The organism is Rhodococcus sp. WMMA185 (assembly GCF_001767395.1).
GTDB lineage: Bacteria > Actinomycetota > Actinomycetes > Mycobacteriales > Mycobacteriaceae > Rhodococcus_F.
The window spans coordinates 1018554-1034105 of sequence record NZ_CP017014.1; the positions used below are offsets into that span (position 1 = coordinate 1018554).

A 15552-nucleotide genomic window follows, 5' to 3' on the forward strand; every position below is an offset into this window, starting at 1 on the left:
CGAAGATGCAACGATAGGGACTATGAAGCCAAGGATTCTGGTTGTCGACGATGACACCGCACTCGCGGAGATGCTTACCATCGTGCTCCGCGGCGAAGGTTTCGATCCCTATGTGGTCGGGGACGGGACGCAGGCGTTGACCGCGGTCCGGGAGACACGCCCGGACCTGGTGTTGCTGGACCTGATGTTGCCCGGAATGAACGGCATCGATGTGTGCCGAGTGCTGCGGGCAGATTCCGGTGTTCCCATCGTGATGTTGACGGCGAAGACGGACACCGTAGACGTGGTTCTCGGATTGGAGTCCGGCGCCGACGACTACATCATGAAGCCGTTCAAGCCCAAGGAGTTGGTGGCGCGCGTCAGGGCCCGACTGCGTCGGACCGATGACGAGCCCGCCGAATTGCTCAGCATCGCCGACCTCGTGATCGACGTTCCCGCGCACAAGGTGAGCCGAGGCGACGAACTGATTTCGCTCACACCCCTCGAATTCGATCTCTTGGTGGCCCTCGCGCGCAAGCCGCGACAGGTGTTCACCCGCGAGGTACTGCTCGAGCAGGTGTGGGGCTACCGACACGCAGCTGACACCCGACTTGTCAACGTGCACGTGCAGCGCCTGCGCGCCAAGGTCGAGACTGACCCCGAGAACCCAGAAGTGGTCTTGACGGTCAGGGGGGTCGGCTATAAGGCCGGACCGCCGTGACAGGTGTTTCCCGATGGCGGCGGCGCGTCAATCGACGCGTTTCACCGGTCCTGCGGTGGGGCCGCTCACTGAGCAATACTCTCGCGCACACATGGCGTCGTTCGCTGCAGTTGAGGGTTGTCGTCTCGACTTTGACTTTGTCACTCATCGTCATCGTCGTGCTCGGCGTCGTGTTAACGAGCCAGATCACCGACCGTTTGCTCGAAACGAAGATCAATGCGGCGATCGAGGAGATGGACCGCGCTCGCAGCACCGTCGAGGCTGAGCTGGCCGGCACGGATGGCAGTAGTTCGCTGACTACCCAGCTCGACACGGCCAGTGCCGCGCTGACCAACAGGGGGCCAGACCCGGGTCAGGCGTCGGATTCGGCCGGCACTTTTGATCCCGCGCTGATCGTGCCCGCGGCGGGGACTCGCCCGATGGCGTCGAGCGGACCGGCGGATCAGATCCCGCAATCGCTGCGCGATTTCGTGGCGGCGGGTCAGGTCAGCTATCAGTTCGCCACGGTGAACGACCCCGACGGCTATTCGGGGCCTGCATTGATTGTCGGAAGCCCCACGGCCTCCGCTATCTCGACGCTGGAGCTGTATCTCGTGTTCCCGTTGGCAAGCGAGGGCCGCAGCCTGGCGCTTGTTCGCGGTACGCTGATGGTCGGTGGCGCGGTGCTCGCCGTGCTGCTCGCGGCAATCGCACTCCTCGTAGCCCGTCAGGTAGTGCTGCCGATCCGATCGGCCTCGCGGATCGCTGTGCGCTTCGCAGATGGCCGGTTGAAGGAGCGAATGCCGGTTCGCGGCGAGGACGACATGGCCCGGCTGGCGATGTCGTTCAACGAAATGGCCGAGAGCCTGTCCAAACAGATCACCCAACTCGAGGAGTTCGGCAATCTCCAGAAGCGGTTCACGTCCGACGTGAGTCATGAGCTACGTACCCCGCTGACTACGGTGCGGATGGCGGCAGACCTGATTCACGACGGAAGCCACGACCTCGACCCGGTGCTTCGGAGGTCGTCGGAGTTGCTGGTTGCCGAACTCGACCGTTTCGAGGGCCTGCTGGCCGACCTCCTCGAGATCAGCAGGCACGACGCCGGCGTGGCCGAACTGGCCTCGGAGCAACTCGACGTCCGAATGTGTGTCCGGGCGGCGCTCTCGACCGTGCACCACCTTGCTCGGGAGAGCGGCACCGAGTTGATCGTCGACCTGCCGAACGATCCGGTGATGGCTGAGGTCGACCCGAGGCGGGTGGAACGGATTCTGCGGAATCTCCTGGCCAACGCCATCGACCACGGAGAGGGCAAGCCGGTGTTGTTGCGCGTGCGTGCCGACGACAGCGCGGTTGCATTCATCGTGCGCGATCAGGGCGTGGGGCTTCGGCCGGGCGAGGAAAAGTTGGTGTTCAACCGGTTCTGGCGGTCCGATCCGTCGCGCGTGAGGCGTTCGGGCGGCACCGGCTTGGGGCTCGCAATCAGTGTGGAGGACGCAAACCTGCACGACGGCAGGCTCGAAGCCTGGGGCGAGCCCGGAAGGGGTGCGTGCTTCCGCTTGACGCTGCCGCTGGTTCGGGGGCGAAAGGTCGTATCGAGTCCGCTGCCCCTGAAGCCGGGAACGGGGGAGGTCCTGAAGCCGGGAACCGGGGAGGCCCCGAAGCCGGCGACGGTGGAGGCCCTGAAGCCGGCCACCGCTGAAGATGTTCAAGAACGGTCGAATCCCGAAGTGCTCCCGTTACCCGTGCCCGACGACGGTCCACCGGGTGGAGATGCTCCCCAATCCGCCCCCGAAATGCGTGAGCGGGCACATGTCGGCGACCGCGACCGCTCAACTTTGCCGGAGCAGGACGCATGATGTCCCTCCGGAACTCTGTCACCGGCGCGCGGTCGGCGCTCGCTGCGGCTGCTATTGCCGTGCTCTTGGTGGTGAGCGGATGCGCGAGCCTGCCAGATGCCTCGACACCGCAGGCGATCGGGACGGTCAACACCGATCCGCCCGGGTCCAGTGTCGTGGCCCCCGCGCCCGGCCGTGCTCCTGATCTCCTGCTGCGTGACTTTTTCGAGGCTATTACCGATCCGTCCGATCAGCACCTTGCCGCCCGCCAATTCCTCACCCCGACGGAAGCCGAGAGCTGGGACGACGCCGGAAGCGTTACCGTCGTCGACAAGATCGATGTACTCCCCGAGGAACGGACTGCCGACAGGGCGACCTACACAATCCGCGCCAACAAGGTGGGACAACTCGAGCCCGGCGGGCAGTATGTCGCGATGGACGGCAGCTTCCAGACGGAAATCAGCCTCTCACGAGATGATGGTGAGTGGCGGATCTCGGAGTTGCCCGACGGTGTGATCCTGGACCGAGCGAAGTTCCTGAACTCCTACCAGCGAAAGTCGCTGTACTTCCTGGATCCGAGCGAAACGATGGTGGTCCCGGACCCACGCTGGGTGTGGGCTCCGCAGGATCGGATGGCACTGCAGCTCGTAGACCTGCTGATCGACGGGCCGAAGGGAGCTTTGTCGTCGGCGGTGCGCAACGAACTCGGCGGCGACGTGTCGGTCGTCGGCCAGATAATGAAGGCGGACGGGCGTTCGGTGCACGTGGGGTTGAATCTCGGTGGAATTCGGATCGACTTCGCAGGATTGGGCGCCAAGGACGAACTGGCGAAGCAGTTGTTCGCAGCCCAAGTGATCTGGACCCTGGCCAATGCGGGGATCTCCGGACCGTATGTCCTGCTTGCAGACGGTCAGCCCTTGGACAACCGGTACCCCAACGGCTGGACTACCGCGGACGTTGCGTCGATGAATCCCTTTGCGACCTCGAGTGCGGCGGTGGGCCTGCACGCCCTGCGCGAGGGTTCGATGGTGAGTGTCGCCGGTGGGGGTGTCACCCCGGTGCCCGGCTACTTCGGCTCCACAGGCAATATGCGTTCGCTCGCGCTGTCACAGGATGGGCGGATGGTTGCAGCGGTGGCTGATACCGGGCTGGACGAGCCCGAGCCCACGAGCGCGTTGATGGTCGGTACTTACGGGGAAGGTGCGGCGATGGTGCTCGAGGGTGACGCCATCACCAGGCCGACATGGGCACCGGGGGGTTCGGCGATCTGGGCGGTAGTGAACGGCGACAAGGTCATTCGCGTACTGCGCGATCCCGCTACCGGGCGGACGTCGGTGGTCGACGTCGATGCGGGCGCCATCAGAGCGCTCGGTTCCACGATTACGGAGTTGCGACTGTCCCGAGACGGTGTGCGGGCTGCGCTCATCGTCGATGGCAAGGTGTATCTCGCAATCGTGACGCAGTTGCCGAACGGCGAGTACTCCCTCACCAATCCGCACGCGGTGGCCAACGGGCTCGGCAGCCCTGCTGTCTCGCTCGACTGGAGTACCAGCGACACCATCGTGGTTGCTCGCTCGGCGTCCGAGATGCCGGTTGTGCAGGTGGCGGTCGACGGCTCGCGCTTGGACGCGCTGCCCAGTCGTAACCTCACGACCCCGGTCGTGGCGGTTGACGCATCGACAACCACCGAGTTCGTCGCGGACGCGCGGGCCGTCTTTCAACTGAACAACAACGATCCGGCTGGTGACCGGTACTGGCGGGAGGTACCCGGACTGACGGGTGTAAAGGCAATTCCGATCCAACCGGGCTGATAGATGGCGGCGTGGGCTTGATGTCGGTGTCGCCACGGATACTGCCCAAATGCGCTCTGTGCCCGGCTCACGGACTCTGTTGGACTTGATGCTGCCAGTTGAATGTGGCGGCTGCGCGGTCCCCGGGACGCGGTGGTGTGACCGCTGCGCCGCGGAGTTGGCCGATGACCCCGTGCTCGTATGTCCGCGGGTTGACCCCGGCGTTCCCGTTTGGGCCCTCGGCCGCTATTCGGGGCCTCGTCGGCGCGCGGTCATCGCGGCCAAGGAGCGAGGGCGCCGTGATCTCGCCGGGCCGCTCGGATTCGCCGTCTCCGGTGCCCTTGCGCGCCTCCGGCAGTGGGGTGAACTCGATGCGTCCGAGAGGACCCCGGTTGTCGTTGTGCCGGCTCCGACCCGGGCCAGAACTGCCCGGGCGCGGGGTGGCGATCCGGTCACTCGCATAGCCGTCGAGGCGGTCGGATACAGACGGGTGTGCCCAGCGCTCGCGATGAGGGCCGGAGTGCGCGATTCGGTCGGGCTGTCAGCCGATCAGCGGCGCGCAAACCTCGGCGGCGGCATCCGGCTCACTCGCCGGGGTGCGCGCTTCGCCCGATGTGTGGATCCGAATTACATAGGGCTGCAAAAAGTGTCGGTGGTATTGCTAGACGATGTGGCAACGACCGGAGCGACCGCGACGGAGTCGATCAGGGTGTTGTCGCGGTCGGGCATTCGAGTGAGTGCGACGGTAGTCATAGCGGCTGCGGGATGAATTGCTGTTGAATAGTGGCACAGGCGCAAGTTACGGACTAGCGTCGCCAGCACACCCGAGAACACAGGTAGGAGGTGATACTTCGAACCTGGTGCCAGGCGGGTCCCCACCTGGCAATGCTCAACTTCGCCGCCGCCCAGTGCAGGGCGGGGGCCGTAATCGGGAGGTACGAGTGACGACCCCTTCGCAAGCCTCGGTCATCGACGACAGCACTACAGATCTACCGCAAAAGACAGGTACGGCCCACGCTGAGATTGTCGTCAAAGGACGCAACGTCGAGGTACCCGACCACTTCCGCGTGTACGTCTCGGAGAAGCTGTCGCGGCTCGAGCGCTTCGACCCTTCCATCTACCACTTCGATGTGGAACTTCAGCACGAACGCAATCGACGCCAGATGAAGAGCTGTCAACGCGTCGAAATCACAGCCCGCGGCAAGGGGCCGGTAGCCCGAGCCGAGGCGTCCGCCGATAGCTTCTACGCAGCATTCGAGTCGGTCACCGCCAAGCTCGAGAGCAGGCTCCGTCGCACAAAGGACCGGAAGAAGATCCACTACGGAGAAAAGACCCCGGTTTCGGTCGCCGAGGCTACCGCTGCGCTGGCAGCGGACAACAGCCTCGGAATCAGCCCAGACATCTCCCTGGACGGCCAGGAGCCGGACGAATACACACCAGGTCGAGTCGTGCGCACCAAAGAGCACAAGGCGACGCCGATGACGGTCGACGACGCACTGTACGAGATGGAGCTGGTCGGGCATGATTTCTTCTTGTTCCACGACAAGGAGTCGGACAGGCCGTCGGTTGTCTATCGGCGACACGCGTTCGACTATGGAATCATCCGTCTGGCGTGACATTCCCACACACGATTTGACACTCTGAATGGACGGGCTACTCCCTCGATAGCGAGAGCGCCTACCATGGATCCGGTCGGGGGTCTTCGACCTCCGGCCGGATTTGTGTGCAACCCATTCATCCACCGCCGAAGATTGAGGACGAACAAGACTGTGCCGTCGCTATCGCTATCGAAGCTGCTCCGTGTTGGTGAGGGTCGCATGGTTAAGCGACTCAAGCACATCGCCGACCACGTTTCCTCGATGTCGTCCGAGGTAGAGGACCTATCGGATGAGCAGCTCCGCGCAAAGACCGACGAGTTCCGCGCCCGGTACCGAGACGGTGAGTCGCTCGACGAGCTACTGCCCGAAGCGTTCGCGGTCGCGCGAGAGGCCTCTTGGCGGGTCATCGACCAGAGGCACTTCCACGTGCAGATCATGGGTGGGGCCGCCCTCCACTTCGGCAACATCGCCGAAATGAAGACGGGTGAAGGAAAGACCCTGACCTGCGTGTTGCCCGCGTATCTCAACGCCATTTCGGGTGACGGCGTGCATGTGGTCACCGTCAACGACTACCTGGCAAAGCGTGACTCCGAGTGGATGGGACGTGTTCACCGTTTCCTCGGACTAGAGACCAGCGTGATCCTGTCAGGCATGTCGCCTGCCGAGCGTCGCGCAGCATATGCGGCCGACATCACCTACGGTACGAACAACGAGTTCGGGTTCGACTACCTGCGCGACAACATGACGCACTCCCTGGACGATCTCGTCCAGCGCGGTCACAACTTCGCCGTGGTCGACGAGGTCGACTCCATCCTGATCGACGAGGCGCGCACACCGCTCATCATCTCCGGGCCCGCCGACGCATCCAGCAAGTGGTACGCGGAGTTCGCCCGCATCGCCCCGCTGCTGAAGCGGGATGTGCACTACGAGGTCGACATCCGCAAGCGCACGGTCGGTGTGCACGAGGCCGGCGTCGAGTTGGTCGAGGACCAACTCGGTATCGAGAACCTGTACGAGGCGACGAACTCGCCGCTCGTGAGCTACCTGAACAACGCCATCAAGGCCAAGGAGCTCTACACCAGGGACAAGGATTACATCGTCCGCGACGGCGAGGTGATCATCGTCGACGAGTTCACCGGTCGTATCCTCGCCGGTCGCCGGTACAACGAGGGCATGCATCAGGCGATCGAGGCCAAGGAAAGGGTCGAGATCAAGGCCGAGAACCAGACCCTCGCGACGATCACCTTGCAGAACTACTTCCGCCTCTACGACAAATTGTCGGGCATGACGGGTACGGCCGAGACCGAGGCCGCCGAGCTGCATCAGATCTACAGCCTCGGTGTCATCCCGATCCCGACCAACCGCCCGATGGTGCGCGTCGACCAAGGCGACCTGATCTACAAGACCGAGGAAGCCAAGTTCAACGCGGTGGTCGATGACGTCGTGGAGCGGCACGGACGAGGCCAGCCGGTCCTGATCGGTACTACCAGTGTCGAGCGGTCGGAGTACCTGTCGAAGCAGTTCACCAAGCGGGGTGTGGCGCACAATGTGCTGAACGCGAAGTTCCACGAGCAGGAAGCCACGATCATCGCCGAGGCGGGAAGGTCGGGCGCGGTCACCGTCGCGACCAACATGGCTGGCCGTGGAACCGACGTCGTGCTCGGTGGTAACCCCGACATCATCGCCGACATCGCGCTACGCAAGCGGGGTCTCGACCCGGTCCATACCCCCGAGGAATACGAGGCCGCATGGGACGAGGTCCTCGAGCAAGTCAAGGCCGACGTGAAAGCCGATGCGGATCAGGTCCGCGAAGCGGGCGGGCTGTACGTTCTCGGCACCGAGCGGCATGAGTCACGACGCATCGACAACCAGTTGCGCGGTCGTTCCGGTCGTCAGGGGGATCCGGGTGAATCGCGGTTCTATCTCTCGCTCGGCGACGAGTTGATGCGGCGGTTCAACGGTGCGGCACTCGAATCGATCATGACGAGACTGAGCCTGCCCGACAACGTTCCCATCGAGGCGAAGATGGTCTCGAGGGCCATCAAGAGCGCTCAGACACAGGTCGAGCAGCAGAACTTCGAGATCCGCAAGAACGTCCTCAAGTACGACGAAGTGATGAACCAGCAGCGCACGGTCATCTACAACGAGCGCCGCCAGATCCTTGAAGGCAAGGATATGGAGGGTCAGGTCGAGAAGATGATCACCGATGTGGTCACCGCCTACGTCGACGGCGCGACCGCAGAGGGCTATGTCGAGGACTGGGATCTCGAACAGCTGTGGACTGCGCTCAAGACGCTCTACCCCGTCGAACTGGACTACAAGGAACTCATCGGTGAGGAGGACGACGACGCGACGAAGGACATCTCGAGTTCCGAGCTGAGGGCGGTCCTTCTCGAAGATGCGCATGCGGCATACGCACGCCGAGAAGCCGAGATCGATGCTGTCGCCGGAGAGGGGGGGATGCGTGAGCTCGAGCGGCGCGTGCTGTTGAGCGTTCTCGACCGCAAGTGGCGCGAGCACCTCTACGAGATGGACTACCTCAAGGAGGGCATCGGCCTGAGGGCGATGGCACAGCGGGATCCGCTCGTGGAGTACCAGCGCGAGGGGTTCGACATGTTCAGCGGAATGCTCGAGGGGCTGAAGGAGGAGTCGGTCGGATTCCTGTTCAACCTTCAGGTCGAGGCAGCACCGGCACAGGAAGCGGCGGCTCCAGGTATCACCGTCACGGCGTCATCTGCCGCGGCGACCGCGACATCTGCGCCAGTAGCCGCGCGTCCTCTGCCCACAGAGGAAGCGTCACGGCAGGCCCAGGGCACCGCGGCTCCAGCGGCGCTGCGTGCCAGGGGGCTGCCTGACGCCGACACGCGCGGATACACGTATTCCGGGCCGGCCGAGGACGGCAATGCTCAACTCAGTCGACGCGGTTCGGACGACACCGCCGTGGACAGCGGCACTCGGCGTGAGCGCCGCGAGGCCGCCAGGGCGCAGTCGAAGGGGAAGAAGGCACCCCGGGCGAAGCGCAAGCGCTGAGGCTCCGGCCGCCTGATCAGCCGATGACTATTGAGGTGATGGTCCAGCCCGTGTCGGGCACCTGTTCGACACGGGCAGCGATCACAAAGATCCGGCGGCCCCTGCTGTAGGTACCGAAGGCCTCGAAAGCGGACGGTTCGATCGCGCGCAGATGCACCCGGACGAGCGTAGCGGCGCCGAGTTGCCTGGTAGGGGAGTCGGCGACAGCATGTGCGCGAATGACGTCGAGGAGCGACGGCGACAACAGTGGGCGCAGCTGTCGCACGTTCCGACGCCGGTCCACCACCTCGAGAACGAGACGGAACGCCTGCTCCGTGAAACGCTGCGCGTCCGGAGCAAGCGGGCTGCCCGGCCCCGCAGACGGCCTCGGTCGGGGTGACGTACCCGAGTGCGGCGAGGGGCGAGACCGCCCCCGGCCCAACGTGTGCCGTCCGGTCGAAGGCGCGGAACGGGATACAGCCGGCGGAGGTGCAGATACCGCCTGGGCTGCCGGTTCGAACCGCGGCGCTCGTGACAGGAACGTGTAGGACTCACTCATTTCTTCCCCCCGGTTTCGGCATGAGACGGCCGTCGTGCGGCCATGGTGTCATGGATCCCTCTGTCGTGTAGCCGAATTGAGCAGCGGAACCTAGGGTTGGTGCGTGCTGGGACCGAATTCGGACTTCGGTGAGGTGCCGGCAGGTGCAGATAAGGATGAGACAGCGATGCTTCTCGATGTGGATCGAGAAGGGATGCCAGAGGAGTAGGGCTCGAGATGGTGACGAGACTGTCAACGCAGGACGCGTCGTTCTATTTCCTCGAGACAAGCAACACGCCGATGCACGTGGGTTCACTCGCGACCTTCCGGAAGCCGTCGAGCGGGTTGTCTTACGAGGAGTTGCTCTGCCTCGTCGAGGAGCGGCTCAGGCTCGTGCCGCGATACCGGCAAAAGGTCCGGGAGGTAGCACTGGGGCTGTCCCGTCCGGTATGGGTGGACGACCGAGACTTCGATATCGAGTACCACATTCGGCGGTCGGCGCTGCCGAAGCCGGGCTCGGATGAGCAGTTGCACGAGCTGGTCGCGCGACTCACTTCGCGGCGGCTCGACGAGACTCGCCCGCTGTGGGAGATGTACCTCGTGGAGGGTCTGTCGAACGATCGCTTCGCGATCTTCACCAAGTCCCATGCCTCTCTGGTCGACGGAGAGAGCGCGCTCGACATCAGTCAGGTGATCTTCGATTCGGCGCCGACGCGCCCGCCTGCGCTAGAGGAACTGTGGATGCCCGCCCGTCCGCCCAGCGAATCGACGCTGATAGCAGGCGCACTGGCTGAGATGGTGTCGCGTCCGGGCGAAGCGCTGGCATCACTGCGGATTACGCTCGGCGACATGTCCGCGTCCTTAGGCGGCGCCTTGGGGGCAGTGAGCAAGGTTGCCTCCGTGGTACGCGCTGCCGCGCAGCCGGTGCCTGAGACCCCCCTCAACGCAGCTGTTTCCCGCAACCGGCGGTTCGCCGTCGCCAAGACCGAACTGGGAGATTACCGGAAGATCCGCGCGCGCTATGGGTGCGAGGTGAACGATGTGATCCTCGCGGTGATCACCGGGGCGTTGCGAAACTGGCTCTTGTCACGAGGCGAGCCGGTGACGGAGTCCACTGCTGTGCGTACCTCGGTGCCGATGTCGGTCTATGCGGCAGATCTCGAGAGCGATGCCGAAGCGGACATCCACGACAAGGCGGCGGATTCGCTGAGCGAAGTGTCTGCATTCCTCGTCGACCTACCGGTCGGGGAGCCGAACCCGGTGATACGTCTGTCGCATATCGCCCACGCTACTGAGGCGCAGGCGATACAGGGCCGTCGTGTCCCTGTGGAGCGGCTGATGCGTTTGGTCGGGTTCGCGCCTGCCACTTTGCAGGCCATGGGTGCTCGGGCGGCAAGTACCTTCCCGCAGTGGATGTTCAATCTCACGGTCACGAACGCCCCGGGTCCGCAGATGCCGCTGTATGTCGGGGGGGCGAGGATGCTGGAGATGTATCCGGTGGCGCCCTTGCAGAAGAACCAGACTTTGAGCATTGCGTTGACCTCCTACGACGGCGATGTCTACTACGGTTTGAATGCAGACCGCGACGCCATGGCCGATGTGGACGTGGTGGCGGCGCTGATACACGAATCACTCGAGGAGTTGTTGGATGCCAGTCGGTGAGTGGTCCGCAGGATGTAGAGCGGGTGACGTATGACGAGGATTTACGTCCCCGCGACGATCGAGATTCTCGGGCGGTTGGTCGCAGATCAGGAGTTCGATCCCATGAGCAGGACTGCGTTCGCGGTTACCGCAACTCTGCGCGAGGCGTACTCGTCCGGCGACGACGAGGAACTGGCCGAAGTCGCGATGGACGAGGCGGCGAGGGCTTCGCTGCGACTGATCGCAGGTCGAGTGGCCGAGGGCGGGGCAGAAGGTGTTCGCTTCCGACGCGCCGTGGTCGCGGCCGACGTCGAAGAGGTGACCCCGCGGCCAGACCTCGACGATGCCGTGGTGCGGTTGCCCGGTCCTGTCACCATCGCGCAGGTCGCAGCGGTGCACGTTGACCTCGAGGAGGCCGAGCGAGACGTCGAACGAGCGGCATCGGTGATTGACGAGGCGGACCTTGGTGATTCGGACGCCGAGTTCGTTCTGGGTGACGCCGAAGACCACGCCTTGGCGTGGTATGCCACTCAGGAACTTCCGTTCCTGCTCGAATTGCTGTGACCCGGACTACCCCGTACTCCAAGGTAACCTACGCCTCCGTAAGTGGATTGGCCTTGCGGTAGCGTAGGTCGTGACTAAACAGGTGGAGGTCGGATGGGTCTGAAGAATTGGGTAGAGGCACCCGCAGCTGCGGTTGTGCCCGCCACGAGGTCCAAGCTCAATTGGTTGCGCGGTGCGGCTGCTCGGCTCACGACGCCACTCCTTCCCGACGACTACCTGCACCTGGCCAACCCGTTGTGGTCGGCACGTGAACTACGTGGCCAGATCGTCGAGGTTCGCGCCGAGACGGCGGATTCGGCCACGATCGTCATCAAGCCCGGCTGGGGATTCAACTTCGACTACGTGCCGGGGCAGTACATCGGCATCGGATTGCACGTCGATGGACGCTGGCATTGGCGTTCGTACTCCCTTACTTCGCCCCCGAACTGGGATGACAAGCTCATCTCCATCGCAGTCAAGGCGATGCCTGAAGGGCTCCTGTCGAGTCACCTCGTCAACGGAGTGCCTTCCGGCACCATCGTTCGGCTCGCGACCCCGACCGGGAACTTCGCACTGCCCGACCCACCGCCGGAGCGAATCCTGTTCCTCACCGCGGGAAGTGGTATCACACCTGTGATGTCGATGCTGCGCACGATGAACCGGCGCGGACAGTTGCCTGACGTTTTCCATGTGCATTCGGCGCCTACAGATGCCGACGTGATGTTTGCCGACGAACTCAACCGCCTTCACGACGAGCACGCAGACTTCCGCTGCAAGATTCAGCTCACCCGCAGCGAGGGAAAGTTCGCTTTGTCCTCACTCGACGAAGTGTGCCCGGACTGGCGTGAACGGCAGACGTGGGCCTGTGGCCCGCTGCCGATGCTCGACGAAATCGAGACGCTGTGGCGCGACGAGAATATCGAGGACAATCTACATCTCGAGCGGTTCGCCGTCTCCCGTGCCGATACTTCGGGTCAAGGTGGGACGGTGACGTTTGCCAAGACCGAGAAGACGCTCTCCATCGACGGTGCGACCACACTCCTCGAGGCCGGCGAGAAGGCCGGGGTGCTGATGCCGTTCGGCTGCCGGATGGGCATCTGCCAGACGTGTGTCGTGCCCATCCTTTCGGGTCACGCCGTCGACCTGAGGTCCGGCAAGCAGCACGCCGAGGGTGACCGAGTCCAGACCTGTATCTCGGCTGCGGCAGGGGACTGCACGCTCGACGCATGAGTGAGGGGCCTGTTCACCTCACTCCGCTATTCTCGTCATTCTCATCAGACGGAGGAGAACGGTGGCAATCACCGACATCAAAGAGTTTGCGCACCTCACCGCCGCGGATATCGAGTCGCTCGGGCGTGAACTCGATGGTATCCGGCTCGAGGTGGAGGACTCACGAGGAATTCGTGACGCCCGATACATCCGACGCACGATCAGGGCTCAGAGGCTCCTCGAGCTCGGTGGCAGGCTCGCGTTGTTCGGAAGCAAGTACCGGCCTGCGTGGCTGATCGGTACTGCGATGCTCTCGGTCTCGAAGATCGTCGAGAACATGGAGCTCGGTCACAATGTGATGCACGGCCAGTGGGACTGGATGAACGACCCGGAGATTCACTCGGTGTCGTGGGAGTGGGATCAGACAGGACCGTCCGAGCACTGGAAGCGGGCCCACAACTACTCGCACCATACGTTCACGAATATCGTCGGAATGGACGAGGACGTCGGATTCGGCATCCTCAGAATGACCCGTGACGAGCCGTGGCGACCGATCAACTTGTTGCAACCGATTGCGAACGTCATCTTGGCCGCCACCTTCGAGTGGGGTATCGCTCTTCACGACCTCGCTTCCGCCAGGGAACTCGAAGGCGCCGACCGTCGCCAGCTCAATTCTCAGGCCAACAAGGACTTCGCCCGCAAGGTCTTTCGGCAGGTCGGCAAGGACTTCGTCTTGTTCCCGGCGCTGACCGGCCCGGCGTGGAAGTCGACTTTGTTGGCCAATGCGACGGCGAACCTCACCCGAAACCTATGGGCGTACGTGGTGATTTTCTGTGGCCACTTCCCGGATGGTGCCGAGAAGTTCACGGTCGAGGAATACGAGAACGAGACCCGCCACGAGTGGTATTTGCGGCAGATGCTCGGGAGCGCCAACTTCAACTCCGGCAGGGTCATGGGTTTCATGTCCGGAAATCTGAGCTACCAGATCGAGCACCACCTTTTCCCTGATCTGCCGAGCAATCGGTATCCGCAGATCGCGGTGAAGGTTCGGGCGTTGTGCGAGAAATACGACCTTCCGTACACAACCGGTTCTTTGGCCAAACAGTACTTGCTGGCGCTGCGCACGATCCACAAACTCGCTCTGCCGGATAGGTTTCTGCGGGCAACGGCCGATGACGCCCCCGAGACGTCGTCGGAGCGCAAGTTCCGAGACGCGGGTGCGGCCGTGGTCGAGACATTGCGTACGGATCCGGTTACCGGGGAGCGTCGGGGATTGCTGTGGGCGCTGCGCGCCCGCGCAGAAGCAAAGATTGCCAGTCGTCGCCGGCGATGACCCTCACGTAAGCCTTCAGGTAGCCTACGGTACCGTAGGTTACGACCCGGTAGGTGAATCCAGTGCCGGCCTGGTGTGAACTTGTCGACTCAGCGAGGAAGAGGTTCCATGGCGATTGCCGATGTCAAGGAATACGCGCATCTCACCGATGCCGATGTCGAAGCACTCGGACGTGAGCTGGATGCGATCCGCCGCGAAATCGAGGAGTCGCGCGGGGAGCGCGACGCCCGCTACATACGCAACACGATCCGACTTCAGCGTGGACTCGAGATCAGCGGGCGGGCAGTCTTGTTTGCCAGCCGCAAGCGCCCGGCATGGTTGCTCGGAACAGGCTTGCTCGGTCTCTCGAAGATCATCGAGAACATGGAACTCGGCCACAATGTGATGCACGGCCAGTGGGACTGGATGAACGATCCGGAAATCCACTCGACGACCTGGGAGTGGGACAACACCGACCCGTCGGCGCACTGGAAGCAGACGCACAACTACCTGCATCACAAGTACACGAACGTCCTTGGCATGGACGACGATGTCGGATACGGCCTGATTCGGGTGACCCGCGATCAGCGCTGGAGCCCGTTCAACTACGGCAATCTGGTCTACAACGCACTGCTGGCGCTGATGTTCCAGTATGGCGTGGCCATCCAGCATCTCGAACTGGGCAAGGTCGCGATGGGGCGAGATGACCGGGACGAAACCAAGCGCAAGTTGCGTGAGGTCGGACAGAAGATCGGCAAGCAGGTCGCGAAGGACTACGTTGTGTTCCCGGCGCTGGCCGGTAAGTCGTGGAAGTCCACGTTGACCGCGAACATGACCGCCAACGTCATCCGCAACGTGTGGACCAACGCAGTCATCTTCTGTGGCCACTTCCCGGACGGTGCCGAGAAGTTCACGAAGTCGGATGTCGACAACGAGACGCGCGCCGAGTGGTACCTGCGTCAGATGCTCGGCAGTGCCAACATCACGGGCGGCCCGGTCATGCACTTCATGACGGGCAACTTGAGCCACCAGATCGAGCACCACATCTACCCGGATCTGCCGTCGAATCGGTACGCCGAGATCGCCGTGAAGGTGCGGGCGCTGTGCGACAAGTACGACCTGCCCTACACGACCGGGCCGTTCCTCTTGCAGTACGCGAAGTCATGGCGCACGATCGCCAAGCTGTCGTTGCCGAACAAGTACCTGAAGGCAACGGTGGACGACGCTCCTGAGACGGCATCCGAGCGTAAGTTCGGTGGAAACACCACGGCGACAATCGATCCCGTCACCGGGAACCGTCAGGGACTGAAAGCCGCGATCAAGCGGACCCGCAAGAGTCGAGGGCTGCGCGCGCTGTTCTCGCGCTAGGAGGTCTTGCTACGGCGCGGTTCGTCC

At 63.4% G+C, this 15552-nt stretch carries 12 protein-coding genes; 11 read left to right on the forward strand and 1 reads right to left on the reverse strand.

The window, feature by feature from the left end; translation table 11 throughout:
- Window positions 1-13: 13 nt before the first annotated feature.
- The 6 genes from mtrA (at window position 14) to secA (ending at window position 8935) form a co-directional block, all read left to right on the forward strand.
- On the forward strand, window positions 14-700 hold the full coding sequence (gene mtrA / locus BFN03_RS04535; RefSeq protein WP_198163474.1) for an MtrAB system response regulator MtrA: 687 nt from the start codon (window positions 14-16) through the stop codon (window positions 698-700).
- Entirely contained in the window at window positions 697-2538 is a 1842-nt protein-coding gene (gene mtrB / locus BFN03_RS04540; RefSeq protein WP_070378013.1) for an MtrAB system histidine kinase MtrB, read from the forward strand. Before mtrA ends, mtrB begins: the two co-directional genes overlap by 4 nt.
- Complete coding sequence (lpqB, locus tag BFN03_RS04545) at window positions 2535-4328, forward strand: MtrAB system accessory lipoprotein LpqB (RefSeq protein WP_070378014.1); 1794 nt, start codon at window positions 2535-2537, stop codon at window positions 4326-4328. The genes mtrB and lpqB overlap by 4 nt, the downstream gene beginning before the upstream one ends.
- A 49-nt stretch (window positions 4329-4377) precedes the next feature.
- Window positions 4378-5076, forward strand: a complete 699-nt coding sequence (locus BFN03_RS04550) for a ComF family protein (protein ID WP_070378015.1) — start codon at window positions 4378-4380, stop codon at window positions 5074-5076.
- A 172-nt stretch (window positions 5077-5248) separates the two neighbouring features.
- Window positions 5249-5923, forward strand: coding sequence for a ribosome hibernation-promoting factor, HPF/YfiA family (gene hpf / locus BFN03_RS04555; protein ID WP_070378016.1), 675 nt, complete (start codon window positions 5249-5251; stop codon window positions 5921-5923).
- Between the two features lie 153 nt (window positions 5924-6076).
- Window positions 6077-8935 (forward strand): preprotein translocase subunit SecA, encoded by a 2859-nt coding sequence (gene secA / locus BFN03_RS04560; protein ID WP_070380614.1) that lies wholly within the window; start codon window positions 6077-6079, stop codon window positions 8933-8935.
- 16 nt (window positions 8936-8951) lie between these two features.
- Here secA and BFN03_RS04565 read toward each other — a convergent pair whose 3' ends face one another.
- Window positions 8952-9473: an Rv3235 family protein gene (locus BFN03_RS04565; protein WP_070378017.1), complete on the reverse strand. Its 522-nt coding sequence runs from the start codon at window positions 9471-9473 to the stop codon at window positions 8952-8954.
- Between the two features lie 216 nt (window positions 9474-9689).
- On the opposite strand from BFN03_RS04565, the gene BFN03_RS04570 reads away from it, so the two are divergent.
- The 5 genes from BFN03_RS04570 (at window position 9690) to BFN03_RS04590 (ending at window position 15525) form a co-directional block, all read left to right on the forward strand.
- On the forward strand, window positions 9690-11114 hold the full coding sequence (locus tag BFN03_RS04570; RefSeq protein ID WP_070378018.1) for a WS/DGAT/MGAT family O-acyltransferase: 1425 nt from the start codon (window positions 9690-9692) through the stop codon (window positions 11112-11114).
- A gap of 30 nt (window positions 11115-11144) precedes the next feature.
- Complete coding sequence (locus BFN03_RS04575; protein WP_070378019.1) at window positions 11145-11657, forward strand: DUF6912 family protein; 513 nt, start codon at window positions 11145-11147, stop codon at window positions 11655-11657.
- Between the two features lie 93 nt (window positions 11658-11750).
- A complete protein-coding gene (locus tag BFN03_RS04580; protein ID WP_070378020.1) occupies window positions 11751-12866 on the forward strand; it encodes a ferredoxin reductase in 1116 nt (371 codons plus the stop codon).
- A gap of 61 nt (window positions 12867-12927) precedes the next feature.
- A complete protein-coding gene (locus BFN03_RS04585) occupies window positions 12928-14178 on the forward strand; it encodes a fatty acid desaturase family protein (protein WP_070378021.1) in 1251 nt (416 codons plus the stop codon).
- A gap of 108 nt (window positions 14179-14286) precedes the next feature.
- Window positions 14287-15525 (forward strand): fatty acid desaturase family protein, encoded by a 1239-nt coding sequence (locus BFN03_RS04590; RefSeq protein ID WP_070378022.1) that lies wholly within the window; start codon window positions 14287-14289, stop codon window positions 15523-15525.
- Window positions 15526-15552: the final 27 nt, after the last annotated feature.